Genomic DNA, 23,050 nt, shown 5'->3' with positions numbered 1-23,050 from the left:
GTCGGCGTCGGCACCCGGCCGGCCGTACCCTGGGGTGGTGAGCGTCATTCCCACCCTCGAGCAGCTGCACGCCATCGGAGCCGTCCAGCAGCCCACCTACGACGACCCGGCCGCCCTGGCGGATGTCGTGGAGCGGCTGCGCAAGAGGCCCCCGCTGGTCTTTGCGGGCGAGTGCGACGACCTCACCTCGCGCCTGGCCGCGGTGAGTCGTGGCGAGGCCTTCCTGCTCCAGGGCGGCGACTGCGCGGAGACGCTGGCCGACGTCGGAGCGGACAACGTGAGCAACAAGCTCCGGGTGCTGCTGCAGATGGCGGTCGTGCTCACCTACGCCGGCTCCGTGCCGGTGGTCAAGCTCGGTCGGCTGGCCGGCCAGTACGCGAAGCCGCGCTCCTCCGACACCGAGACCCGCGACGGCGTGACGCTGCCGGCCTACCGCGGTGACGCGGTCAACGGCTTCGAGTTCACCCCGGAGTCGCGGATCCCGGACCCGAACCGGCTGCTCGACGTCTACAACGCCTCGGCGGCCACGCTGAACCTGGTGCGCGCCTTCGTCACCGGCGGGTACGCCGACCTGCGCCAGGTGCACACCTGGAACACCGACTTCGTGCGGAGCTCCTCGGCCGGTCAGCGCTACGAGGCCTTGGCCTCGGAGATCGACAAGGCGCTGCAGTTCATGAAGGCGATCGGCGTGGACGCCGAGGAGCTCAAGCGGGTCGACTTCCACTCCAGCCACGAGGCGCTGCTGATGGAGTACGAGCACGCGCTGACGCGGATCGACTCGCGCACGGGCAAGCAGTACAACGTCTCGGGTCACTTCGTCTGGATCGGTGAGCGCACCCGCCAGATCGACGGCGCCCACGTGGAGTACTTCCGCAGCATCGCGAACCCGATCGGCTGCAAGCTCGGCCCGACCGCGACCGCTGACGACGCGATCGCGCTGGCCGAGAAGCTCAACCCGGAGAACACGCCGGGACGGCTCACCTTCATCACCCGGTTCGGCGCCGACAAGATCCGCGACGGCCTGCCCAACCTGGTCGAGAAGGTGACCGCCGCGGGCCTGCAGGTGGCCTGGGTCTGCGACCCGATGCACGGCAACACGTTCGAGTCGAGCACCGGCTACAAGACCCGGCGCTTCGAGGACGTGGTCGGGGAGGTCCAGGGCTTCTTCGACGTGCACCGCGCGCTGGGGACCTGGCCCGGCGGCATCCTGGTCGAGATGACCGGGGACGACGTCACCGAGTGCATCGGCGGCGGTGAGGAGATCGACGAGCACCGGCTGGCCCACCGCTACGAGTCGGTGGTCGACCCGCGCCTGAACCGCGTGCAGTCGCTGGAGATGGCCTTCCTCGTCGCGGAGATGCTCCGACGGGCCTGATCCGGCACCCGCGGGTCGGCCGAGTGACGCTGCCGACCCTTCGCGTCGCCGGTCAGCCGGCGACGCCGCCCAGTCGCAGGTCGCTGATCGCGGTGAAGTCGCGTCCGCGCGAACCGCGTTCGGGGGCCGCGGTCCGCAGGATCTCCAGGAGGACCTGCTCGGTCTCGATCGCGTCGAGGTCGAGCGCCTGCACGGTGCGGGAGTAGCCGAGCCGCTGGACCGCGCTGCTGCCGTCGTCGAAGGTCCAGCGGACGGCGAGGATGCGCCGGTTCGAGCGGTACCCGTCGTAGCCGGGATACCGCTTCGCGTAGCCGTTGATCAGCCCGACCTCGCGCAGCTCGACCGGGCCGGCGAAGTCGATCGTCAGCGCGGTTCCCGACGCGTCGCCGGCGACGCGCCAAGCGGTCGTCCGGTCACCGTCGGTCAGGTTCTGGGCGCCGAACGTGACCCGGGCGCCGGTCGTCGCGTCGGTGCTGTCAGGAGCGGTGCCGGGCACCCGGACCGTGCGCACCTCCCCGCCCAGGTCCGCGGTCGGCCCGGAGCGACCGGCCGGGTCGTCGGTGTCGCCGCGGACCCCGGCGGCGGCACCGAGCGGTGCGGAGTCGCCGTCGAGCCCGATCAACCGGACCGCCGCGAAGGTCCCGGCGCCGGCGACGAGGACGAGGGCGGCGGCGCCGAGGAGCCAGGTCCGTGGGCGCCGTGCTCGGACCGGTGCCAGTCGTGCGGTGCTCGTCGAGGGGGAGTGCGAGGGCGCGGAGGCGGGTGGGGCGGGCATCGGCCCGGGTACGGCGGCCTCCGCGTAGAGGGGGTACCGCGGCGCCGGCGGGAGCGGCCCCGTGGGCGGCGGCACGACCGGCCCGGGTGGCACCGCCCGGACGCTGCTGACCGGGGAGATCGCCGGGATCGACACCGAGGTCGTGGCTGCGCTCCGCGGCACGAGGGGCGGCACGAGGGGCGGCACCAGGGGCGGCTCCGGGGAGCGGTCGGGCTCGCGGCCGCCCGCGGTCGGCCGGCCGCAGCGGGGACAGAAGTTCGCCTCCGCGACGTCGTTCCCGCAGGTGGTGCAGTGGATCATCTCGCTCCCGGAATCGGCTGCCCAGGCGAAGGACCACGCTGCGCGACCGGCGCTGCGGTCGTTGCGTCGGCCCCCGCCCCGGTTCTCCAGTGTGCCCCACGCACCCGCGCAGAGCCGCCTCGGCGACGCCCGTCGTGCGCCGAGCGGTCGTGCCGGTGCGGCCGGCGGTGCGTTGGTGGGTGCGCTGGTCGGTGCCGTTGCCGGGTCAGCCGGCGGCCGGTCCGGCCTGGCTGTGGCCGGGGGTCGTGGTGGTGCGGCCGACCAGCCCCGGCATCTGGCGCACCGCGCGGGCCAGCGCCCGCAGATCGGGGCCGAGGAGCGCCTGAGGACCGTCGCACAAGGCGTCCTCCGGGTGCGGGTGGACGTCGACGACGACTCCGTCGGCGCCGGCGGCGATGGCGGCGCGGGCCAGCGGGACGACGAGGTCGCGGCGCCCCGCGGCGTGCGACGGATCGACGACCACCGGCAGGTGACTGGCCGCCTGGACCACCGGCACGGCCGAGATGTCGAGCGTGCTCCGGGTGGCCGGCTCGAAGGTCCGGATGCCGCGCTCGCAGAGCACGATGTCGAGGTTGCCGCGCTGGGCGATGTACTCCGCGGCGAGCAGCCACTCCTCGATCGTGGAGCTCTGCCCGCGCTCGAGGAGGACGGGCTTGCCGGCCTCGCCGACGGCCTGCAGCAGCCCGAAGTTGTGGGCGTTGCGGGTGCCGACCTGGATCATGTCGACGTGCTCGGCGACGGTCTCGACGTCGTGCGCCTCGGTCACCTCGGTGGCCACCGGCAGGGTCACCTCCGCGCCGACCTGCGCGAGGATCCGGAGCCCGTCGAGGCCCAGGCCCTGGAACGCGTACGGCGACGTCCGCGGCATGAACACGCCACCGCGGAGGATGGTCGCCCCCGCCGCCTTCACCATGGTGGCGGCCTCCAGGGTCTGCCGGGTGGATTCCACCGCGCACGGGCCGGCGAGCAGCGTGAAGGTGTCGGGCCCGATCGGCGCCCGGGCGGCGCCGTGACCGACCCAGACGGTCGATCGCTCCGGGTGGTGCTGGAGGCTGACGAGCTTGTAGGGGTCGGAGACCCGGTGCACGGCGGCCACCCCGGACATCGCCCGCAGGTTGAGCCCGTGGAAGGCGTCGACGTCGCCGACCAGGCCGATCACGGTGCGGCTGACGCCGTGGGAGACGCTGGCCTTGCCGCCGGCCGCCTCGACCTTGCGCACGACGTGCGCGATGTCCTCGGGGGTGGCCGTGGCGGCCATCACGACGACCATGCGGGCCCTCCGTCCTCCTCCTGCGCTCCGGACAGTAGGTCAGCGTGGCAAACGATGGCGCCGGAACCAGCATGTGGACGGCCGTCTCACGCGTGGGCCCGCCCGGTCGCGTGGCGTCCGGGCGCCCGGGTCAGACCGTCAGGTGGGTGACCTCGGCCTCCACGCGGCGCCGCGGCGTCAGCTCGGTGACGACCATCGCGACCAGCACCAGTGCCCCACCCAGCAGCATCCGCGACGTCGTCGACTCCCCGCCGAGCAGCACGGCGAACACGGTGGCGAAGACCGGCTCGGAGCTCATGATGATCGCGCTGCGGGTGGCCGGCAGGTGGGCCTGGGCCCAGGTCTGGGCGAGCATCGCGGCCGCACCGGGGATCAGCGCCATGTACACCAGGGAGACCCAGTCGCCGGCGTGCTGCGGCAGCACCACCTCGCCGATCCTGCCGGTGAGCAGCGCCCCGGCCAGGCAGGTCCCGGCGATCACCAGCACCTGGACGATGGTCATGCCCAGGGCGTCGGCGGCCGAGGACCAGGCCGCGAGCCCGACGATGTGGACCGCGTAGAGCACCGCGCCGACCAGCGTCACCGCCTCGCCGTACCCGATCGAGAGCCCGTCCAGGGTGAGCACGCCGAGGCCGGTGGTGGCCAGCAGGACGGCTCCCCAGGTCGCGCCGGTGATCCGGGTGCCGAGGACCACGGCCGCCAGCAGCGGGGTGAGCACGACGTACAGCCCGGTGACGAACCCGGAGACGCTGGCCGCGGTGTGCGCCAGGCCGACGGTCTGCATCAGCTGCGCCGCGCCGTAGACCAGGCCGAGCACGAACGCCCGCCGGCGGACCTCCAGCGAGAGCCGGCCGACCGCGCGCGGCGCCACCGCGAGCAGGACGAGGCCGGCGAGCGCGAAGCGGACCGCCAGGAAGTCGATCGCCGGGACGTGCTCGAGCAGGTCCTTGGTCAGGTAGAACGACGAGCCCCAGGCGGCGGTCATGCCCAGCAGCGCCGCCGTCGCCAGCAGCGACGTGCGCCGCTCACCCATCGCGCAGCGCCTTGAGCAGCGCCAGGTCGGGGTCGTCGGCGTCGCGGGATCCGGGCGTCTCCAGGATGAACGGGACGCCGGCGGTGGCGGGGTGGGCGAAGAGCTCGCCGAAGGCGTCGGCCCCGATGTGGCCGGCGCCGATCTTCTCGTGGCGGTCCTTGAACGCGCCGCGCACGTCCTTGGAGTCGTTGGCGTGGATCAGCCGGAGGCGGCCGGGGCCCGCGATCTCGACGACGCGGTCGACGGTCGCGGTGGCCCCGCCGGGCTCGTCGAGCGGCGCTCCCGCGGCGAAGACGTGGCAGGTGTCGAGACAGACCCCCGCCCGCGGGTGGTGATCCAGCGCGCCGAGGTACGCCGCGAGGTCGTCGACGCCGGCGCACAGGGACCGGCCCTGGCCGGCGGTGGGCTCCAGCAGCAGCCAGGGGGCGTCCTCGCCGAGGTCGTCGAGGGTCTCCAGGACCGGCAGCAGGCCGTCGCGGACCTGGCGCATCGCCGCGGCGTACCGCTCCTCGCCGCCCTCGGGGTCGACGTAGGAGCCGGTGTGCACGACCACGCCCTCGGCGCCGATCTCGACCGCGCGTCGCAGGTTGTGTGCGACCACGGCGACGGACTTCTCGTACGTCGCCGGGGTCGGCGAGCCGAGGTTGACCAGGTACGGGGCGTGGATGAAGACCGGGATGCCCAGCTCGGCGGTGCGGGTGCGGAACTCGGCGTCCACGGCCGGGTCACCGGCCGAGTGCGCCCAGCCGCGCGGGTTGCCGGCGAAGACCTGGAAGGACTCGCAGCCGAGGTCCACGGCGTTGCGCAGGGCGCCCGCCACGAGGTTCTTGCCGACGGGGACGTGGGTGCCGACCGGGCGCAGGGAAGTGCTCATCTCGGGGAGCACCGTAGTGGGTGGAGGCCCGCTTCCCGCAGCCGGCGAGCACCCCGCTGAACGCCCTGCCGAACGCCCTGCCGAACGCCCTGCCGAACGCCCTGCCGGGCCGGCGGCCCGTGGGCCGGAGGAGGGGTCAGACCACCAGGACGGTGATGGTGCTGCCCTTGCGCACCATGGTCCCCGCGCCCGGGTCGGTGGAGTAGGCGCGGGAGCCGTTGAAGTAGATCGCGGCGTGGGCGGTGACGACCTTCAGGCCGAGCGCCTCCAGCTTGCGCACGGCGTCCTCGGTGGGCTCGTAGAAGACCGACGGCACCCGGACCAGCTCGGGGCCCTGGGAGACGGTGTAGGAGACCGTGTCGCCGCGGAAGAGCGTGCCGCCGGGCGGGCTCTGGCTGATGATGTGCCCCTCGGGCACGTCGTCGCTGTACTCCTTGCCGGACTCCTGGACCTCCAGGCCGCGCCCCGCCCAGTAGTCGCGGGCCGCGTCGGCCTCCTTGCCGACCCAGTCGCGGACGGCGATCGGCTGGCGGCCCTTGCTGACCACGAGCCGGACGGCGGTGTCGACGGGCAGGCTCTTCGACTTCTTCGAGCCGAACCCCGGGTCCGTGCGCAGCACGACGCCCTCGGCCACGGTCTCGGAGAAGCGCCGCTCGATCCGGCCGACGACGAGCTTGACGTCGGCCAGCGCCTCGGTGGCCTCCTCGACGGTCATCCCGGCCACGTCGGGCACGTCGTGCACCTCGGGGCCGAGGGAGACCACCAGCGTGACGGTGTCGCCGGGCAGGATCCGGCTGCCGGCGCCGGGGGAGGCCGAGATCACCTTGCCCGCGCCGACGGTGTCGGAGTGCACCGCGTCGGCGTGGTCGACCTCCAGGCCGGCGTCCTCGAGCGCCGTCACGGCCTTGGCGTCCTTCAGGCCGAGAACCGCGGGAGCGGTGGTGTAGCGGGCCCAGCCGTACCAGTAGGCGCCGCCGCCGACCGCGACGGCCAGGAGCAGCAGCAGGACCAGGGTGACCAGTCCGCGCCGGCGCCGCCGCGGGCGTGCGGGCCGGCCGCCGCGGCGCCCGGCGCCCGTGCCGGCGTCGCCGGGACCGTGCGGGGTGATCACCTCGGTGCGCTCCGGGGTGCGGGCGATCGGGTGGACCGCGGTCGCGGTCGCGCCGGCGGACCGGGTGCGGTCGGTGGCCGTGCCGGCCGGCCCGCCGCGCGAGGTCCTCGCGGGCGGCGCCGCGCCCAGGAGTGCCTCGGCCTCCTCAGCGTCCCACAGGCTCTCGAGCGCGTCCGGCGTGGTGGAGCTGGCGACGGCGGCCGACTCCGCCGCCGGCGCCGTACGGCTGCTCGGCATCAGGTCGGCGACCAGGTCGGGGTCCTCGGCGAGGCCCTCGCGCAGCGCCGCCTGCACCCGGCGCAGGTGGTGCAGGAGCACCGAGGCGTCGGCCGGTCGCAGCGTCCGGTCGCGGGTGGTCGCCCGCGCGACCAGCGCGTCGACGTACGCCGGCAGGCCGGGGACCAGGCTCGACGGCGCCGGCACGTCGTGGTGCACGTGGCGGTAGGCGACCTGGATCGGGGTCTCGCCGCTGTGCGGCTTCTCGCCGGTGAGCAGCTCGAAGAGCATCACGCCGGCGGCGTACACGTCCGCTCGGGCGTCGGCCAGGCCGTCGACGACCAGCTCGGGCGCCAGGTAGGAGACGGTGCCGATCAGCACCCCCTGCGTGGCCGTGTGCTGGGTGTCCGCGCTGACCGCCTTCGCCAGGCCGAAGTCCGCGACCTTGATCCGGCCGTCGTCGGCGATCAGCACGTTCTCCGGCTTCACGTCGCGGTGGACCAGGCCGGCGCGGTGGGCCGCGGCCAGCGCCGAGAGCACCGGGTCGAGCAGCGCCAGGGCGCGCTCGGGGGCCATCGGGGACTCCTTGGTGATGGTGTCCCGCAGGGTGTGCCCGGGGACCAGCTCCATCGCCATGTAGAGCGTGCCGTCGGCGTCCTGCCCCTGGTCGTAGATGGCGACGACGTTGGGATGGGAGAGCCCGGCGGCCGCGCGGGCCTCCCGGACGAACCGGGCCGCGAACGCCTCGTCGCCCGAGGTGGCGTCACCGAGACCGGTGTGCATGATCTTGATCGCCACGGTGCGGTCCAGGCGCAGGTCGGTCGCCTCGTACACACTGGCCATGCCGCCGCGGGCGACCCGGGGGCCGATCCGGTAGCGACCGTCGAGCACTCGACCGGTATTGGGGTCGCGAACGGGCGGCTTGTCGGCGCCGCCGGCCTGCGGTTCGTGCACAGCGACCCTCCTGTGCGCGCTCGGGACCCCGGTGGGGAAGTGTCCGGGTCGCCTATCGTACGGCGCGCCGCCGGTCAGGTCGGCAGGCACGCCGGATCGCCGCGCCCGCTGGCCGGCTGCCGGGCGGGCCCCGGCGGACCCCGGGCGGGCCCCGCGCGGGCCTCGGGTGGGCCTCGGGTGGGCCTCGGGTGCGCCTTGGGTGGACGGACCGGGCCGCTCGTGGGGGAGGATGGGGGAATGAGCGATTCGCGACTCTCCGAGCACGACCTGGCCGCCCTCGTGGACGAGTGGCTGGACTGGGATGCGGCCGCCCAGCTGATGGGGGTCACGCCGGCCAAGGTGCGCACCCTGGTGCGCGAGCACCAGCTCGCCGCCGCCGTACCGGTGCCGGGCAAGGGGCCGAAGGTGCCCGCGGCCTTCCTCGACGACGAGGGCCTGCCGGTCAAGGGGCTGCCCGGGCTGCTGACGGTGCTGCACGACGCCGGGTTCGACGACCGCGAGTGCATCGCCTGGATCTTCCTGGACGCCGACCTGCCGGGCCGCCCGATCGACGCGCTGCGGGAGAACCGCGGCTCGGAGGTCAAGCGGCGCGCCCAGGCGCTCGGCTTCTGAGCCGCTGATGGCGGGGCGGGCGGGGTCACGCGGGCGGAGCGCCCTGGCGTCGGTCGCGGTGGTCGTGGCCGTGCTGAGCGGCGGTCTGTGGTGGATGCAGTCCGGCGACGAGCCGGCCCCGTCCTCGCCGAGCGACCGGATCGTGGCCGGAGACGGTGGCGAGCAGGCGGACGAGCAGGCGGACGGGCAGGCGGACGGGCAGGCGGTCGACCCCGAGAGCGGGTTGCCGGTGGTGGCGCTGGCCGACCTGCCGCCCGAGGCCGCCGAGACGCTGGCGCTGATCGATGCCGGCGGGCCGTTCCCGTACCCGGACTCCGACGGCAGCAGGTTCGGCAACTACGAGGGGATCCTGCCCGAGCGCGACGACGGCTACTACGCCGAGTACACCGTCGAGACTCCCGGCTCGCCGGACCGCGGCGCGCGCCGGATCGTGGCCGGAGACGGTGGCGAGCTGTACTGGACCGAGGACCACTACGCCTCGTTCGCGGTCATCGATCGATGAGCGGCATGGCGTCGATCCTGCGCGGCAGCGCCCCGGCGGGCGTGCACCGCTGGGACCCGGACGATCGAGCCGACGACGGCGAGCTCCGGGCCGCCTGCGACGCCCACGGATGGCGCCTCGCGTACCTGGACACCTCCGCGGTGGAGGACCGCGCGGGCGTGCTCGCCGACCTCGGCACTGCCCTGGAGCTGCCCGCCCACTACGGCCGCAACCTGGACGCGCTGCACGACTGCCTGCGCGACCTCGCCGAGCCGACGCTGCTGCTCTGGCGGGGGTGGGGGACCCCGGCGCTGGCCGAGCCGCGGGCGTTTGCCGCGGTGGTGCGCGTGCTCGGTGCCCGCGGTCCGGGTGCCGCGCTCGAGGTGCTGCTGGCCGGTGCCGGGCCCGAGGACGCCGCGCCGCTGCTGGTCTGAGGCTCCTCGGGGTGCCGGTGGCGCGGGGTCGTGTGCCCCAGGCATCGGTATGCCGGGGTGTGAGGCACACGAGGCAGGTGCGCCGCGGGCGGATGGTGCCTCGTGTGCCTGGGACCCCTGAATGAGGGGTCCTCAGGCACACGACCCGGCTCGGGTCCTCAGGCACACGACCCGGCTCAGCCCCCCGCGGGCGCCGCCCCGTGGAAGACCGCCTCCACGTTGTTGCCCTCGGGGTCGCGGACGAAGGCGCCGTAGTAGCCGGGGTGGTACTCCGGCCACAGTCGGGGCGCGTGCAGCGACTCGGCGCCGGCCGCCAGCGCCGCGTCGTAGAACGCCTGCACCTGCTCGATCCCGTTGGCGGCGAAGGCGATGTGCACCTCGCGGTTCGGCCCGTCGACGTCCTCGCCCTTGCTCGCGTCCGAGATCCAGAAGACCGGGTTGCCGTCGCTGCCGTAGCCGACGGCCACCCCGAAGTCCATCACCCGGGCGTGCCCCAGGGTGCTCAGCACGGCGTCGTAGAAGGACCGGGAGGCGTCCCAGTCGGCGCAGTTGATGCCGAAGTGGTCGATCATCCCGCGATCGTCGCACCGGCCGCCGACGGACGGAACCCGGTACGCCGACCCGTCAGTGACTGCGCTGGGTCGCCGCCGAGGCCAGCCCGGCCAGGACGTCGCACGCGGTCGGGTCCCAACCGGCCTCCGCGCGGCCGTGCGCGAGCGCGTCGAGCGCCCGGTCGCCCAGGGCGGCGATCGTCTCCTCGACCCGGTCGAGTGCTCCGCTGCCGGCGATGATCGCGCGCAGCTCGTCGACCTCGGCGTCACTCAGCGGGCCACCGAGGGCGGCGTCCAGCCGCTCTGCGTCGGCCGCGCCGGCGGCGGCGAGCGCGTGCGCGACCAGCACCGTCCGCTTGCCCTCGACCAGGTCGTCGCCGGCCGGCTTGCCGGTGGTCGCCGGGTCGCCGAAGACGCCGAGCAGGTCGTCGCGGAGCTGGAACGCCTCGCCCAGCGGGAGCCCGAACCCGGTCAGCAGGTCGTGGGTGGCCTCGTCGGCGCCGGCCAGGGCGGCGCCGATGTGGAGGGGTCGCTCGATGGAGTACTTGGCGGACTTGTAGCGCAGCACCGTCATCGCGTCGTCGACGTCGGCCCGGCCGCGCGCCTGCACCGACACGTCGAGGAACTGGCCGGCGATCACCTCGGAGCGGCACAGGTCGAGCATGTCCAGCGCCGGTCCGGTGCGCTCCCAGCCGAGCCCGCAGGTGCGCAGCAGCTCGTCGGCCCAGGAGAGCAGCAGGTCGCCGAGGAGGATCGCCGCCGCGGCGCCGTACTGCTCGGCGTCGCCGCGCCAGCGCTGGCCACGGTGGTCGGCCTCGAAGCCACGGTGGGTGGCCGGGCGCCCACGCCGGGTGTCGGAGGCGTCCATCAGGTCGTCGTGCACCAGCGCCGAGGCGTGCAGCAGCTCCAGCGCCGCCGCGGCCCGCCGGACGGCGCCCGCCTGCTCGCCGGTGGGGACGCCGGCGACGGCCGCGAACCCCCAGAAGCAGAACGCGGCGCGGAAGCGCTTGCCGCCCGAGACCACCGCCCGCGCCTCGGTCATCAGCCGATCGGCGTCCGGGCCCAGCGGGGCCAACCGGGTGGCCTGCCGGTCGAGGAAGCGGTCCAGCTCGTCTTGGATCCCGGCGCGGAATGCCGCCGGATCCCATCCCTCGTCCGTCACGTCAGCACACCCTAGTGGTCGCCCTAGACTCGCCCGCATGGCTGTCGGTCCCGGACGCTCGCTCGGCGAGCTGATCAGCGCCGGTGAGCGCTCGTTCTCCTTCGAGTTCTTCCCCCCGAAGGACGAGGTCGGCGAACAGCAGCTGTGGTCGGCGATCCGGGCGCTGGAGCCCTACCGCCCGACGTTCGTCTCCGTCACCTACGGTGCCGGCGGCACCACCCGCGACAAGACCGTCGCGATCACCGGCCGGATCGCCCGCGAGACCGACCTGGTGCCGATGGCGCACCTGACCTGCGTCGGCCACACCCGCGCCGAGCTGGAGGGCATCCTCGACGCCTACGTCGCCGAGGGCGTCAGCCACGTGATGGCGCTGCGCGGCGACCCGCGGGAGGGTCCGCGCGCCGAGTGGACGCCGACGCCGGGCGGCCTCAACCACGCGCTGGACCTGGTCGAGCTGGCGCACGCCCGTGGCTTCCGGGTCGGCGTCGCCGCGTTCCCGGAGGGGCACCCCTCCGCGGAGTCCCTGGACGTCGACGCCGACGTGCTCGTGGCGAAGGCGCGGGCGGGGGCGGAGTTCGCGGTCACCCAGATGTTCTTCCGCGCCGAGGACTACTTCTCGCTGGTGGAGCGGGTCCGTGCCCGGGGCGTCGACATCCCGATCCTGCCCGGGATCATGCCGATCCTGAACCTGGCCGCGATCCGCCGGCAGGGCGAGCTGATCGGCACCAGCGTCCCCGACGACGTGGTCGCCCGGATCACCGCCGCCGGCGAGGACCGGGCCGCGGTGCGTGCGGCGGGCATCCGGCTCGCCGCCGAGCTCTGCGACGACCTGCTCGCCGGTGGGGCGCCGGGCCTGCACTTCTACACGCTGAACCGGTCCAAGGCGACGCTGGAGATCTTCGAGGCGCTGCGGATCACCGTCTGACCACCCCGACCGCTCTCCGGACTCAGCCGGGCAGGAGCCGGTCCCGGCCCTGCCACCGCCCGTGCTCCGCGAGCGGCCGGAAGCGCATGAAGGCGGACTCGTGGTGGAAGTCGCGGCGGGCCTGCTCGCGCATGGCCGCGGCGTGGACCTCGCGGTTCTCGACGTCGCTGTGGCCGTGGACCATCGCGGTCATCTCCTCGACCGATCGCCAGATCGAGAAGGTGGAGAAGTGCCGAGGCGGCCGCATGGCGGCCAGGGCGATGGTGGCCCCGGGGTGCGACACCACGAGCCGCTCCACGGGCTTCCCCCACTTCAGGAAGCGGGGGAGCTGCGGCAGCTGCAGGCGGGCGAGGGTCACGGCCACGACGGGCTCGCCGCGGTCCCAGTCGCCGGCCTTCGTCGGCAGGTCGGGGAGGCAGGCGAGCGTGCCGTAGCGGCGCAGGAACTCCATCCGCACGTGCCACCCGGTGGACAGTGCGATGCCCAGGGGGTGGTGCTCGAGGAAGCGGTCCAGCGCGCCCTCCTCCTCCCAGCGGGCGAACACCGCCACGCGCCGCAGCTGCATCCGCTCGAGCGACGCGGTGGGGGCGCCGAGCTGCATGAAGGCGAGGACCTCGGCATGGCGCAGGCCCGGCACCTGCCCGGGTCGGGGTGGCCGGGCCATGGCGCGCGCGGTCGTCCGAGCGGGCAGCTCCGCGAGGTGATAGCTGAACATCGGCGCAGACGGTAGCGGCCCCGACGGCCGGGCGGGTCGGTCCCACGCCGGCCGGTGGCCCACGCCCTAGCATCCTCGCCATGACGAGTGCCGGTCCGACGACCGCCGAGGGGCACCGCGCGTGGCGGACGGTCGACCTCGGCACCCGGAAGTTCTGGCGCGCGGCCGGGCGTCGGGTCGACCTGGACGGTGCGGAGTCCTGGCTGCGCGGTCCCACGAGTGGTCGGGGACCGGTGACCGACGACTGGCTGGAGGCCGAGGCGGCCCGCCTCGGGGGCTCGGTGGTGCGGGGCCGGGCGGGATCCGGGCTGCTGCGCGACCTCGCCGAGCTCGACGGGCCGGGCTTCTCCGCGGCGCTCGTCCACCCGCGGATCAGGGACTTCTACGAGCGGACCAGCGGCTGGCGGATGGAGGTCTGGGTCGGGTGGTCGCCGGTGTTCTGGCCCGGCGGTGAGCTGATCTCACGCCTCTTCGGGCGGCGCCTGGACCAGCTGGCGCTGCCGACCCGGTCGCTGGACGTGGCGCGGGGCATGGACAGCGAGGTGTCGTTGATCGTCGACGACGAGGGCGTCCAGCGCGCCGCGGCCTGGACCCGGACGGTCCGCTCCACCGGCGACCGGGCGTTCAGCGGCTCGTACTCGACGCGCCTGCTGCCCGGCGCGCGCCGCCGCAGCGTGCACGCCGCGTTCCCGCTGGAGTCGGGCAACGTCCAGGTCTTCCTGCGGCCCGAGCACGGTCCGAACGGCTCGTTCTTCCTGCGCTCGCCCGGCGGTCGGTTCGGGCAGGACGGCGCGTACGTCGTCGCCGACGACCGCGGCGCCACCTACGCCGCCAGCGCGCCCATCCGGGAGAGCTTCCACCTGTACCTCGACGACGAGGGCGTGCTCCGCGCCGACCACCAGCTCCGCCTCTGGTCCGCCACGGCGGTCAGGCTCCACTACCGGCTGGATCCGGTCCGGTAGTCGTCGCGACGCGCGGGCCCGCCGGTCCCGGCCGAGGGATCAGGCCGGGCCGACCGCCTGCGCGACCAGGGCGCCCGACAGCGTGACGAACGCGACCCCCGCACCGGGGGCGCCGTGCGCGCCGGCGACGTGGACGCCGGCGATCGGCGTGGTCGGCCCCAGGCGCCGGCGTACCGTGCCGCGGCCCTGCCAGAGCACGCCGAACGGGGAGCCGTGGAGCCGGTCGACCTGCTCGCGCGGGCTCAGGTCGAGCCGGGTGACGACCTGCTCGCGCAGGTCGACCCCGTGCCGCGCGAGGGCGGTCACCGGGTCCTCGGCGATGCGCCCGCGGGCGAGCACGGTCCAGGCGCTGCCACCGTCCGGGGCGCCGGTGCCGCGGCGGAGCACGAGCATCGGGTCGGCGTGGATCACCACCTCGTGGGCCACGTCGCGAAGCTGGTCCGGGCCGGGGCCGTCGAGGCCGAGGTGGGTGACCACCGGCGGTACGGCGGGCATGGTGCGCTCGACCAGGGGGCGCAGGGTGGGCAGGCGGCGCGGGTCGATCGCGACCACCGCGTGGTCGGCGTCGAGCGTGCCGTGCTCGGTGCGCACCGCCACGACCCGGCCGGACTCGACGACGAGGTCGCGCGCGGTGGTCGACGTCAGCACCTCGACCTTGCGGGTGCGCAGGCGCCCGGTCAGCACGTCGGCGAGCCGACCCATGCCGCCGGGCACCTGCCAGGCGCCGAAGCACTGCTCGAGGTAGCTGGTGACGCCGACCCACGCCGGGACGTTGCGCAGGTCGTGGCCGCCGAACGTGGCGTCGTAGCCCGCGACCAGTGCGAGCCGGTCGTCGCGCAGGCGGCGGCGCAGCCGCTTGTGCAGGGTCTCCCGGTCGCGGAACAGCCGGTCGAGCTCCTGTGGCGTGCTGCCCCGAGCGGCGGGGTCCCAGGGCACCTCCGCGTAGTGCCGGCGCAGCACCTCCCAGACCTCGCCGTAGGCGTCGACGTGCTCGACCCAGGCACGGCCCAGGCCGGCGCCGAGCTCGTCGAAGGCGTGCAGCTGGGCCGCGCGGGAGCCGCCGGGGAGGCGCACGCTGGTCCGGTCCTCGAAGCGGTGCTCGCGGATGATCGGCACCGGCTCGAGGTCGGCCTTGAGCTCGGCCTCCAGCGGCCTGCCGGACTTGCGGAAGAGGTCGCGCAGCGCGGCCGGCAGCAGGGTGGCGGCCGGGCCGCCCTCCCAGACGAACCCGTCCTGCTCGAGCGTGCGCAGGGCGCCGCCCAGGTCGGCATCGGCCTCCACCAGGGTGACCTGGTGGCCGAGCTTGGCGAGGCGGGCGGCGGCGGCCATCCCGCCCAGCCCGCCGCCGACGACGACGATCGCGCTCATCGGGTCACCCCACCTCGAGCGGGGTCGCGCCGGTCAGGGCCAGCAGCTCGTCGTACGTGGTGGAGAAGACGGCTGCGGGGTGGCCGGCCGCGGCCCAGATGACGGGGTGGCGGGCCAGCCACGGGTCCAGGTACGTCGGGATCGGGGCCGGGTGACCGATCGGGGAGACGCCGCCGATGACCTGCCCGGTGTGCTCGCGGACGAAGTCGGGGGAGGCCCGGCGCAGGCGCACGCCGAGTGCCTCGCCGGTCGCGGCGGTGTCGACCCGGTGGGCGCCGGAGGTGAGGATCAGCACCGGTGCGTCGTCGGCGGAGAACAGCAGGCTGTTCGCGATCGCGCCGACCTCGCAGCCCAAGGCGGCGGCGGCGAGCGCGGCGGTGTGCACCGCGTCGGGCAGAATGACGATCTCGCCGGCGCCACCACGACGATGGTGCTCCTCACGGAACCGGCTGATCGTGGGATGGTCGTCCGCCATGCGGGCGACCCTATCCGGCCCGTGCGGCGGGCTCTGGAGGAGGAACGATGATGAAGCGACCGGTGACGGTCGACCTCGCGAGCTGGCTGCTGTGGACCCTGGTCGCGGCGGGCCTGGTGATGTCGGTGGCGGTCGTGGTCTTCCGCGGCGACCTGGACCGGGTCTGGTCGCCGATGGAGGCGGGCGACACCACCGTCCAGCCGACCGAGTTCGTCCCGGTGGTCCTCGTCCTCTACGGCGTCATCGCGGTGACGATGCTGACGATGATCCAGCTGTTCCGGCACCGGCACCTCTGGGCCCAGCACGGGCTGGCCTGCTTCGCGCTGGGCATCCTCGTCGGCACGCTGGCGGTGATGCGCACCGACTCTCCGTTCCTGGTGCTCGTCGGCGCGGGCGCCGCCGGGGTCGTCGCCGCCGTGGCCGTGGTCTTCGTGTGGCACCCCGAGACGTCGCGGTTCATCCGGAGCGCTGAGGGCTCCTGACCGGGGCGCGCACGCGTCGCTGACCGGGCGCACGGATCCCCGGGCCGGGCCTGTCGGGCCGGCGCCGCGGCTCGCGTCGCATCTCTTGACGTTGTGACGGACCGCGGGTGTACCTTCGGCAGTGTTCGAACAGATGTTCGAACACTGCTCCGGGGTGGCGTGGTCCCGCCCCGCCCGGAGCCCCCGGCGACGAAGGGAAGCGACCATGGCGAGCGAGGCGATCAGCGGCACCGACGACGGTGACCTCCGGGACGAGGCACCGTGGCAGCCGCACCTGCTGCCGGCGACCACCCACTCCTACCTGCTGCGCTCGGCGGAGTCGCTGAGCGAGGCGGTCGGCGCCACCGACGCCGCGACCCGCTACGCGTGTGCCCACGTGGCCGCGCTGCGCGCCGCAGCGGCGCTGCTCGCCGCGCGGGCCCGGCCGGCGCCCGGGCGGCGCCGACGCCAGCAGAACGCATGGGTGCTGCTCGCCCAGGTCGCACCGGAGCTGGGCGAGTGGGCGACCTTCTTCGCCGCCGGCGCGGCCAAGCGGGCCGCGGCGGAGGCCGGCTCGCAGCACGCCGCGAGCGAGCGGGAGGCCGACGACCTGGTCCGCGACGCCGACCGGTTCCTCGCTGTCGTCGAGCGCGCGCTCGGCCTCGTCGCCCACCCGACGGTCGGCGACCGGCTCGCCGGCCGTGCCGCGGGCTGAGTCCTGTCCGGTGGAGGACCGCGACGTCGTAGGGTTCGGGCCATGGTCCAGGACAACCAGACGACCGAACGCCGGGGCTCGATCCGCACCGTGGTGGTGTGGGACGTGCTGGACGCCGCGTTGGCGGGCCCGCCGCGCGAGGTCGTCGACATCGGCGGCGGCACAGGCGGCTCCGCGGTCCGGCTCGCGGAGGCCGGGCACCGGGTCTCGGTCGTCGACCCCAGCCCCGACGCGCTGGCGGCCCTGGCCCGCCGCGCCGACGACGCGGGTGTCGCGGTCGCCGGCCACCAGGGTGACGTCGCCGGCCTGGTCGACCTGGTCGGGGCGGACAGCGCCGACGTCGTGCTCTGCCACGGCGTGCTCGAGGTCGTCGATCCCGCGGCGGCGCTGGCCGCGATCCGCTCCGTGCTGCGCCCCGGTGGCGTGCTCAGCCTGCTGGTCTCCCAGCGCAGCGCCGCGGTCCTGGCGCGTGCGATGGCCGGCCACTTCGTCCAGGCCCGCGACCTCATGGAGGGTGCCCACCCGGAGGAGGGGCGTCGCGGCCACCGGTTCGACCTGGGCGATCTGCGCGACCTGCTCGCGGCGGCCGGCTTCTCCGTCGACTCCGTGCACGGGATCCGGGTCTTCGCCGACCACGTCCCGGCCCGTCTGGTGGACGTGGAGCCCGGCGCGGCCGCGGCCCTGGTCGAGCTCGAGCGGGCCGCGGCCCAACGACCGGAGTACCTGCCGCTCGCGACGCAGCTTCACCTGCTCTGCTCCTGACGCCGCTGCTCCTGACGCCGCTGCTCCTGACGCCCCTGCTCCTGACGCCCCTGCTCCTGACGCCGCTGCTCCTGACGCCGCCGGCGCCGACCCGGCCGGAGGGCGCCGGTGAGCGTCCCGGGGCTGCTGCACGTCGACATGGACGCGTTCTACGCGTCGGTGATGACCCGGGACCGCCCCGAGCTCCAGGACGTCCCAGTGATCGTCGGTGGCGGCCACCGGGGTGTCGTCCTGTCGGCGAACTACCCCGCCCGGCGCTACGGCGTGCGGTCCGGGATGTCCGGCGTCGAGGCCCGGCGGCTGTGCCCGCGCGCGGTGTCGGTGGCGCCCGACTTCGCCATCCTGCGACCCGTCTCGCGGGCGATCATGGAGACGTTCCGGTCCTTCACCCCGGTCGTCGAGGTGATGTCGCTGGACGAGGCCTTCCTGGACGTGCGCGGCGCGCGGCGGCTGTTCGGAGGCCCGGAGCAGATCGCCGAGGCGATCCGTGCCCGGGTGCGGGCGGAGCAGGGGATCGCCTGCTCGGTCGGCATCGCGGCCACGATCTCGGTCGCCAAGCTGGCCAGCCGCCGCGCCAAGCCCGACGGGGTCCTCGTGCTGGGGCCCGACGTCTTCGTCGACCGGGTGCACCCGCTCGACGTCGGTGAGCTGTACGGCGTCGGGCCGGCGACGCGGGAGCGGCTGCACCGGCTCGGCCTGGTGACGGTGGGCGACGTCGCCGCCCTCGAGCGCGCCGAGCTGCGTCGCGTCCTCGGCGACCACCTGGGTGAACGGCTGCACGCGCTGGCCCACGGACTCGACCGCTCCGAGCTGCGCCCCGGCGGCGCCGGCGTCTTCGGCTTCGGGGAGGGCACGCCCGAGGGGAGCATGGGCGCGCAGCACACGCTCGCCGTCGACGTCGTCGACACCGACCGCCTGGCCCGGGAGCTGCTGTCGCTCGCTGCGCGCGTCGCCGCGCGGGTCCGGGCCGCGGCGAAGGTGGGGCGGACGGTGATGCTGACCGTCCGGTTCGCCGACTTCGCGACGCTGTCCCGGTCGCGCACCCTGGACGAGCCGACCGACGTCACGCAGGACCTCTACGTCGTGGCGCTCGACCTGCTGCTGACCGTCCTCGGCCACCACCCCGGGCGGAGGGTGCGGCTGCTCGGCGTGGCCCTGCAGGGACTCCGCGGGATCCGCGCGGGCGAGAGCCGCCAGCTCGTCCTGGGGGAGCGGTTGCCGGGATGGACGGCCGCGGACCGCGCCGTGGATCGCGTCAGCGGGCGCTTCGGGCGGGACGCCGTACGCCGGGCGAGCCTGCTGGGATCCCTCTGATGAGCAGATTTTGTGACGTCGGCCTACCGGGACGAACGCTGCCTGCCTACACTTGGTCCGAGGTCTATCGGCGGGCGAACCGCCCAGGATGCGCGGAGGATCCGGTGCCACTTTCCGAAGAGGAGCTGCGACTGCTCGAGCAGATGGAGCGCGCGCTCGTCGAGGAGGACCCCAAGTTCGCCTCCACCCTGCGTGGCACCACGCTTCGTCAAGCGGCTCGGCGCCGCGCGATCCTCGCGAGCCTCGTCTTCGCCATCGGCGTCGCGGTGCTGATGACCGGCGCGATCAGCGGCTACTGGCAGATCGGGATCGTCGGCTTCGTGGTCATGCTGCTCTCGGCGACCGTCGGGCTGACCGCGCTGCGCGGCCACCGCGCCGGCAGCGAGGCGATGACGGCCCACCCCTCCGGCCTGGGAGTGATCGACGGCGGGCGTGCTCGCCGCGGTCGCAGCAAGTCCGGCGGCGGCAGGTCCGGCGGCGGGTCCGGACACTCGTTCATGGACACGCTCCGTGCGCGGTGGCGTCGCCGCCGCGACCAGGGCGGCTTCTGACCCTCCGCGAGTCGGCGGGGACTGACACGCACCCACGCGAGTCGGCGTGAGGTTCTCGACGACTTGCGTCTCGGTGTCAGCCGAGTCGCGCTCAGTCGCGCTGCCAGGAGGAGCGCGGCAGCCAGGCCGCACGCCGCACCGACCGGGCGGGACGGCTGGCCACGAGCGCGGTGCAGACCAGGACGGCGTCGTCGCGCGCGACCGTGGGCGCCTCGAGCACGGCCGTGGCGCCACCACCGCGCGCGGCCTCCGCCGGGCGCGCGTAGCGGTGCCGCTCCAGCTCGGCGACCAGCCGGTCCATCGCCTCGGCGGCGCCCGCGGTGGCGCTGAGCCGGCCGGCCAGGATCGCGGCGCTCTCGCGTGGTGACCGACCCTCGGGCCACGCGATCCCGAGGTCGAAGGCCGTGGCTCGCAGCTCGTCCCAGAGGTCCTCGGGGCTCCCGGCCAGCCGGCGCTGCCGCTGCCGGGAGCGCAGCAACCGCGGGACCAGGGTGCCCGCGACCGCCAGCGCCGCCGCCATCACCAGCGGCCACAGGGGCAGCCCGCCCCCGCCGCTGCCGCCGGCGGCCTCCTCCGTCGTCGCTGCGGACTCCTCGGGCGCGCGGCTCGGCTGGTCGCGGCCGGGCTGGTCCTCCGGTCCGATCTCGCCGTCGGCGGCCGTGCTCGGGTCGTCGCCCGGGTCCAGGCTGTCGGTGATCACCGGCACCGTGCTGTAGGCGGGCGCGTCGGGGGCACGGCGCCCCGGCGTGGGCTCGAACCGCACCCAGCCCGCCCCGGAGAAGTACAGCTCCGGCCAGGCGTGCAGGTCGTGCGAGCTGTACTGCCATACCCGCGGCTCCACGGCCGTCGGGGTCAGGAAGCCGACGGCGACGCGCGCCGGGATGCCCGCGATCCGGGCCATGATCGCCATCGCCGCGGCGAACTGCTCGCAGTAGCCGATGCGGCCGCCCGGGGCGTCGGAGAGGAAGGTGGCCAGGCTCTGCCCGATCGAACCCCCGGGTGCCTTCGCCAGGCTGTAGCGGAAGCCGCCGTCGATGCGGAACCAGGCCTGCAGCAGCCGCGCCCGCTCGTAGTCGTTCCGGGCGCCGGCGGTCACCTGCTCGGCGTAGGTGCGCACGCTGCTCGGCAGCCCACCGGGGATCTCCAGCACCTCGGCCGTGACCGAGGAGGCCACCGCGTCGGCGAAGAACCGGCCGTCGGTGCCGTAGGCGGGCACGATGCTGCGCATCGTGTACTCCATGCCGGCGGTCGTCTCGTCGCCCGCCGCGAGGAAGTCGTAGGTGTCCTCGTCGTAGCGCCAGTCGCCCTCCGCGTGGATCGCGCTGATCGGGAACTGCGTGGGCAGCCACGTCGAGTCGAAGGCCGGGGCCACCGTGACGTCGTACTCGTAGGAACGGCGCGGGACCTCCTCCGAGAGACCGGACGGCGGCGGGAGCTTCCGGTTCGCGGTGGCGCTGCTGGCCACGTCCCGGTCCCCGCTGCTCCACTCGTCACCGGTGAATCGGTTGAGCACGGCGATCCGTAGGTAGCTCGGTGCCGGGTCGTTGGTCCGGACCTGCACCAGCGGGACGTCATCGCCCTGCTCGAGGTCGCGGCGCAGGTCCGCCCGCGGGTTGCGGATCGTGATCTGGTTCTTGCCGGCGCCATCGCCGAACCCGAGCGCGTCCAGCTCGAGCACCGGCACGAAGGGCGGGATGACCAGGGCGAGCGCGATCGCCCCCACGCCGATGGCGCCCGCGCCGGCCCTCAGCGCGCCGGCGAGCGGGTTCGCCTCGGCCCACGGGCTGTGCGCGTCGTGGCCGACCGCCCTGCCCCAGCGCAGCAGCTCCGACCGGGCGTCCAGGTGCAGCAGCGTGAGGAACCCGACCGCGGCCAGGACGAAGGAGACCCAACCGGCGCCGGTGCTGGCGAGGCCGGCCGGGATCGCGTAGATGGCGAGCAGCACCAGGCCGGCGACCGGGACGCGCCGCAGCGTGCAGGCGACGGCGTCGAAGAGCAGCGCGAAGAGTGCGGCGCCGGCGACCAGGAGCGGAGTGACCGGGGGCAGGTCCGCGCCGATCGGCGCCGCGTACCGCTGCGCGGAGTCGACCGCCGTGGCCAGCGCGTCGGAGAGCTCCACGAGGGCACCGCCCAACGGCAGTGGATCCCCGGTGACGACCAGGCTGACGCCGCACGTCGCGACCGCCAGCTGGCCGAGCAGCGTCACGAGTCGCGGCGCACCGGCCCAGCGCAGCAGCACTCCGCTCACGGCTATCGCGAGGGCGAGCAGCGCGGCGGGGACCAGGAGGTCCCGCGGGGCGGTGATGAAGCCGCTCCAGGCGGTGAGGGTGGCCCAGGCGGTCGCGGCGGCGACCAGCGCCATCGGTGCGTCGACGGCCAGCGGGCGGCGTACGACGGACATCAGGCGCCCGCCCCCCGGTCGCGCCGGCGGCCGAGATCTCGCCAGGCACCCTCCAGTCGGTCGTGGGGGCCGATGCTCACCGAGCGCCAGCCGAGGGACGCCGCGGTGACGGCGTCCTGCCCGGAGGCCGTGACGGCCGTCGTCCCGGCCGCCTCGGCCCACCGGGCGAGGTCCAGCTCGATCGACATCGCGGTCGCGGCGTCGTGCCGCAGCCGGCGCAGCGCGGGGATGTCGGCCGCCGTCAGTCGACCGAGCACGCCGACCACGAGCCCGCCGTGGGTCTGCTCACCGCACCAGGAGAGGTCGATCCGCGGCTGGCTGGTGAGCTGGATCAGTGCGAGGTGCTCGAGGACGGCGGCCAGCGGCTCACCCGGGCCGGTGCCGATGCCCTGGGCCGAGATCAGCCGCACGGTGTAGCCGTGCAGGTCGAGGTGGACCGCCACCGAGGCGGCGACCGTGACGGCCGCCTCGAAGGTCGACGTGGCGCCCTTGCCGTGGTGGGCGAGGCGACGGTTGTCGAGGAACACCGTCGCCCGGGCCTCCCAGGGCTGCTCCTCCTTGCGCACCATCAGGTCGCCGAGCCGGGCAGAGCTGCGCCAGTGCACACGGCGGAGCTCGTCGCCGCGGCGGTACTCGCGGACGCTCACGTCCTCGGCGGAGCCGGCGGCGAAGGCCTGCGGCCGGTGCTCCCCGCTGCCGCTCCAGCCCCCGGTGAGCCCGATCGTCGGCAGGGAGATCGTGCGGGGCGTCACGGTGAGGGCGAGGGTCGCCGGGTGGGTGCGGCGCACCTCGACCAGGCCGAAGGGGTCGATGGCGCGGGTGGTCAGCGGGCCGATCTCGTACTGGCCGCGCGTGTCCGCGCGGACCTGGTAGTCGACCGTGCGCTCCCAGCGTCGCCGCAGTCCCTGGAGGGCGAAGTGCGCGCTGTGGCCCAGTGCGTAGGGGAGCCGGTCCTCCACGAGCAGGGCGCCGGCGCTGCGCTGGCCGGCGTTGCTGAGCGTCAGGGTCACGTTCGCGGTCTGCCCGGCGGTGACCAGTCGCGGGGCGAGCTCGCGGTGGACGGTCACGGCGTACCGCCGGCGTCCCACCGCCACCGCGGCCAACAGGGGCAGCGCGAGCACCAGCACGCCGATCCGGGTCAGCGCGGGCTGGCCGAGCAGGACCGAGCAGACGATCGCGGTCGCCCCGGCGGCCAGGAAGGCGCGGCCGCGCAGAGTGAGTCCGGACAGCGCCTCACGCGTCGTGGCCACTCC

At 74.9% G+C, this 23,050-nt stretch carries 23 protein-coding genes; 11 read left to right on the top strand and 12 right to left on the bottom strand.

Going from position 1 to position 23,050, the window contains the following annotated elements; translation table 11 throughout:
• The first annotated feature begins 37 nt into the window (after positions 1-37).
• Entirely contained in the window at positions 38-1,375 is a 1,338-nt protein-coding gene (locus tag E8D34_RS03060; RefSeq protein WP_136593118.1) for a 3-deoxy-7-phosphoheptulonate synthase class II, read from the top strand.
• Positions 1,376-1,427: 52 nt separating this feature from the next.
• Here the strand turns inward: E8D34_RS03060 and E8D34_RS03055 are convergent, their stop codons facing one another.
• The 5 genes from E8D34_RS03055 to pknB all read right to left on the bottom strand — a co-directional run bounded on the left by E8D34_RS03055 (position 1,428) and on the right by pknB (position 7,908).
• Positions 1,428-2,150, bottom strand: coding sequence for a hypothetical protein (locus E8D34_RS03055; RefSeq protein WP_136593117.1), 723 nt, complete (start codon positions 2,148-2,150; stop codon positions 1,428-1,430).
• A gap of 505 nt (positions 2,151-2,655) precedes the next feature.
• Positions 2,656-3,720 (bottom strand): 3-deoxy-7-phosphoheptulonate synthase, encoded by a 1,065-nt coding sequence (gene aroF, locus E8D34_RS03050; protein WP_136593116.1) that lies wholly within the window; start codon positions 3,718-3,720, stop codon positions 2,656-2,658.
• 130 nt (positions 3,721-3,850) lie between these two features.
• Entirely contained in the window at positions 3,851-4,753 is a 903-nt protein-coding gene (locus E8D34_RS03045) for a DMT family transporter (protein WP_136593115.1), read from the bottom strand.
• Positions 4,746-5,627, bottom strand: coding sequence for a deoxyribonuclease IV (locus E8D34_RS03040; protein ID WP_136593114.1), 882 nt, complete (start codon positions 5,625-5,627; stop codon positions 4,746-4,748). Before E8D34_RS03040 ends, E8D34_RS03045 begins: the two co-directional genes overlap by 8 nt.
• A 136-nt stretch (positions 5,628-5,763) precedes the next feature.
• Positions 5,764-7,908 (bottom strand): Stk1 family PASTA domain-containing Ser/Thr kinase, encoded by a 2,145-nt coding sequence (gene pknB, locus E8D34_RS03035; protein WP_136593113.1) that lies wholly within the window; start codon positions 7,906-7,908, stop codon positions 5,764-5,766.
• Between the two features lie 237 nt (positions 7,909-8,145).
• On the opposite strand from pknB, the gene E8D34_RS03030 reads away from it, so the two are divergent.
• The 3 genes from E8D34_RS03030 to E8D34_RS03020 are packed head-to-tail and all read left to right on the top strand — an operon-like array spanning position 8,146 to position 9,435.
• Entirely contained in the window at positions 8,146-8,520 is a 375-nt protein-coding gene (locus tag E8D34_RS03030; protein ID WP_136593112.1) for an Rv2175c family DNA-binding protein, read from the top strand.
• Positions 8,521-8,527: 7 nt separating this feature from the next.
• Positions 8,528-9,022: a ribonuclease domain-containing protein gene (locus tag E8D34_RS03025; protein WP_168929314.1), complete on the top strand. Its 495-nt coding sequence runs from the start codon at positions 8,528-8,530 to the stop codon at positions 9,020-9,022.
• On the top strand, positions 9,019-9,435 hold the full coding sequence (locus tag E8D34_RS03020) for a barstar family protein (protein ID WP_136593111.1): 417 nt from the start codon (positions 9,019-9,021) through the stop codon (positions 9,433-9,435). Before E8D34_RS03025 ends, E8D34_RS03020 begins: the two co-directional genes overlap by 4 nt.
• Before the next feature lie 176 nt (positions 9,436-9,611).
• Here the strand turns inward: E8D34_RS03020 and E8D34_RS03015 are convergent, their stop codons facing one another.
• A complete protein-coding gene (locus E8D34_RS03015; protein WP_136593110.1) occupies positions 9,612-10,007 on the bottom strand; it encodes a VOC family protein in 396 nt (131 codons plus the stop codon).
• Between the two features lie 52 nt (positions 10,008-10,059).
• The gene (locus tag E8D34_RS03010; protein WP_240771062.1) at positions 10,060-11,148 is read right to left on the bottom strand and encodes a polyprenyl synthetase family protein; all 1,089 of its coding nucleotides are present in this window, start codon (positions 11,146-11,148) and stop codon (positions 10,060-10,062) included.
• Between the two features lie 37 nt (positions 11,149-11,185).
• On the opposite strand from E8D34_RS03010, the gene metF reads away from it, so the two are divergent.
• A complete protein-coding gene (metF, locus tag E8D34_RS03005) occupies positions 11,186-12,073 on the top strand; it encodes a methylenetetrahydrofolate reductase [NAD(P)H] (RefSeq protein WP_136593108.1) in 888 nt (295 codons plus the stop codon).
• 22 nt (positions 12,074-12,095) lie between these two features.
• Here metF and E8D34_RS03000 read toward each other — a convergent pair whose 3' ends face one another.
• A complete protein-coding gene (locus E8D34_RS03000) occupies positions 12,096-12,788 on the bottom strand; it encodes a hypothetical protein (protein ID WP_136593107.1) in 693 nt (230 codons plus the stop codon).
• Between the two features lie 80 nt (positions 12,789-12,868).
• Here E8D34_RS03000 and E8D34_RS02995 point away from each other — a divergent pair, with 80 nt between their 5' ends.
• The gene (locus E8D34_RS02995) at positions 12,869-13,750 is read left to right on the top strand and encodes a hypothetical protein (protein ID WP_136593106.1); all 882 of its coding nucleotides are present in this window, start codon (positions 12,869-12,871) and stop codon (positions 13,748-13,750) included.
• Between the two features lie 39 nt (positions 13,751-13,789).
• Here the strand turns inward: E8D34_RS02995 and E8D34_RS02990 are convergent, their stop codons facing one another.
• Both E8D34_RS02990 and E8D34_RS02985 read right to left on the bottom strand, forming a co-directional pair.
• The gene (locus E8D34_RS02990; protein ID WP_136593105.1) at positions 13,790-15,118 is read right to left on the bottom strand and encodes an FAD-dependent oxidoreductase; all 1,329 of its coding nucleotides are present in this window, start codon (positions 15,116-15,118) and stop codon (positions 13,790-13,792) included.
• Positions 15,119-15,122: 4 nt separating this feature from the next.
• Entirely contained in the window at positions 15,123-15,593 is a 471-nt protein-coding gene (locus E8D34_RS02985) for a YbaK/EbsC family protein (protein WP_136593104.1), read from the bottom strand.
• A 47-nt stretch (positions 15,594-15,640) separates the two neighbouring features.
• On the opposite strand from E8D34_RS02985, the gene E8D34_RS02980 reads away from it, so the two are divergent.
• The 5 genes from E8D34_RS02980 (at position 15,641) to E8D34_RS02960 (ending at position 19,396) form a co-directional block, all read left to right on the top strand.
• The gene (locus E8D34_RS02980; RefSeq protein WP_136593103.1) at positions 15,641-16,075 is read left to right on the top strand and encodes a hypothetical protein; all 435 of its coding nucleotides are present in this window, start codon (positions 15,641-15,643) and stop codon (positions 16,073-16,075) included.
• Between the two features lie 205 nt (positions 16,076-16,280).
• Complete coding sequence (locus E8D34_RS02975) at positions 16,281-16,769, top strand: SAV_6107 family HEPN domain-containing protein (RefSeq protein ID WP_168929313.1); 489 nt, start codon at positions 16,281-16,283, stop codon at positions 16,767-16,769.
• A 42-nt stretch (positions 16,770-16,811) separates the two neighbouring features.
• Positions 16,812-17,531 (top strand): methyltransferase domain-containing protein, encoded by a 720-nt coding sequence (locus E8D34_RS02970; protein ID WP_136593102.1) that lies wholly within the window; start codon positions 16,812-16,814, stop codon positions 17,529-17,531.
• 108 nt (positions 17,532-17,639) lie between these two features.
• Positions 17,640-18,845, top strand: a complete 1,206-nt coding sequence (dinB, locus tag E8D34_RS02965; protein WP_240771061.1) for a DNA polymerase IV — start codon at positions 17,640-17,642, stop codon at positions 18,843-18,845.
• Between the two features lie 104 nt (positions 18,846-18,949).
• Entirely contained in the window at positions 18,950-19,396 is a 447-nt protein-coding gene (locus E8D34_RS02960) for a DUF3040 domain-containing protein (protein WP_136593101.1), read from the top strand.
• Positions 19,397-19,487: 91 nt separating this feature from the next.
• Here E8D34_RS02960 and E8D34_RS02955 read toward each other — a convergent pair whose 3' ends face one another.
• Entirely contained in the window at positions 19,488-21,797 is a 2,310-nt protein-coding gene (locus E8D34_RS02955) for a DUF3488 and transglutaminase-like domain-containing protein (RefSeq protein ID WP_136593100.1), read from the bottom strand.
• Positions 21,797-23,047 carry a DUF58 domain-containing protein gene (locus tag E8D34_RS02950; protein WP_136593099.1) on the bottom strand — a complete coding sequence of 417 codons (1,251 nt, stop codon included), beginning with the start codon at positions 23,045-23,047 and terminating at the stop codon, positions 21,797-21,799. Before E8D34_RS02950 ends, E8D34_RS02955 begins: the two co-directional genes overlap by 1 nt.
• Between the last annotated feature and the right edge of the window lie 3 nt (positions 23,048-23,050).

Origin of the sequence: Nocardioides sp. GY 10113, assembly GCF_004919105.1 — a bacterium.
Classification (GTDB): domain Bacteria; phylum Actinomycetota; class Actinomycetes; order Propionibacteriales; family Nocardioidaceae; genus Nocardioides.
The sequence above is the reverse complement of the archived record's forward strand: the minus strand, read 5'-3'. Positions and strand labels throughout refer to the sequence as shown.

Excerpts from the sequence above, each read along its gene's own strand:
- E8D34_RS03055 (WP_136593117.1), bottom strand. The coding sequence starts at position 2,150 with ATGCCCGCCCCACCCGCCTCCGCGCCCTCGCACTCCCCCTCGACGAGC.
- aroF (WP_136593116.1), bottom strand. The coding sequence starts at position 3,720 with ATGGTCGTCGTGATGGCCGCCACGGCCACCCCCGAGGACATCGCGCAC.
- E8D34_RS03045 (WP_136593115.1), bottom strand. The coding sequence starts at position 4,753 with ATGGGTGAGCGGCGCACGTCGCTGCTGGCGACGGCGGCGCTGCTGGGC.
- E8D34_RS03040 (WP_136593114.1), bottom strand. The coding sequence starts at position 5,627 with ATGAGCACTTCCCTGCGCCCGGTCGGCACCCACGTCCCCGTCGGCAAG.
- E8D34_RS03030 (WP_136593112.1), top strand. The coding sequence starts at position 8,146 with ATGAGCGATTCGCGACTCTCCGAGCACGACCTGGCCGCCCTCGTGGAC.
- E8D34_RS03025 (WP_168929314.1), top strand. The coding sequence starts at position 8,528 with ATGGCGGGGCGGGCGGGGTCACGCGGGCGGAGCGCCCTGGCGTCGGTC.
- E8D34_RS03020 (WP_136593111.1), top strand. The coding sequence starts at position 9,019 with ATGAGCGGCATGGCGTCGATCCTGCGCGGCAGCGCCCCGGCGGGCGTG.
- E8D34_RS03015 (WP_136593110.1), bottom strand. The coding sequence starts at position 10,007 with ATGATCGACCACTTCGGCATCAACTGCGCCGACTGGGACGCCTCCCGG.
- metF (WP_136593108.1), top strand. The coding sequence starts at position 11,186 with ATGGCTGTCGGTCCCGGACGCTCGCTCGGCGAGCTGATCAGCGCCGGT.
- E8D34_RS03000 (WP_136593107.1), bottom strand. The coding sequence starts at position 12,788 with ATGTTCAGCTATCACCTCGCGGAGCTGCCCGCTCGGACGACCGCGCGC.
- E8D34_RS02995 (WP_136593106.1), top strand. The coding sequence starts at position 12,869 with ATGACGAGTGCCGGTCCGACGACCGCCGAGGGGCACCGCGCGTGGCGG.
- E8D34_RS02990 (WP_136593105.1), bottom strand. The coding sequence starts at position 15,118 with ATGAGCGCGATCGTCGTCGTCGGCGGCGGGCTGGGCGGGATGGCCGCC.
- E8D34_RS02985 (WP_136593104.1), bottom strand. The coding sequence starts at position 15,593 with ATGGCGGACGACCATCCCACGATCAGCCGGTTCCGTGAGGAGCACCAT.
- E8D34_RS02980 (WP_136593103.1), top strand. The coding sequence starts at position 15,641 with ATGATGAAGCGACCGGTGACGGTCGACCTCGCGAGCTGGCTGCTGTGG.
- E8D34_RS02975 (WP_168929313.1), top strand. The coding sequence starts at position 16,281 with ATGGCGAGCGAGGCGATCAGCGGCACCGACGACGGTGACCTCCGGGAC.
- E8D34_RS02970 (WP_136593102.1), top strand. The coding sequence starts at position 16,812 with ATGGTCCAGGACAACCAGACGACCGAACGCCGGGGCTCGATCCGCACC.
- E8D34_RS02955 (WP_136593100.1), bottom strand. The coding sequence starts at position 21,797 with ATGTCCGTCGTACGCCGCCCGCTGGCCGTCGACGCACCGATGGCGCTG.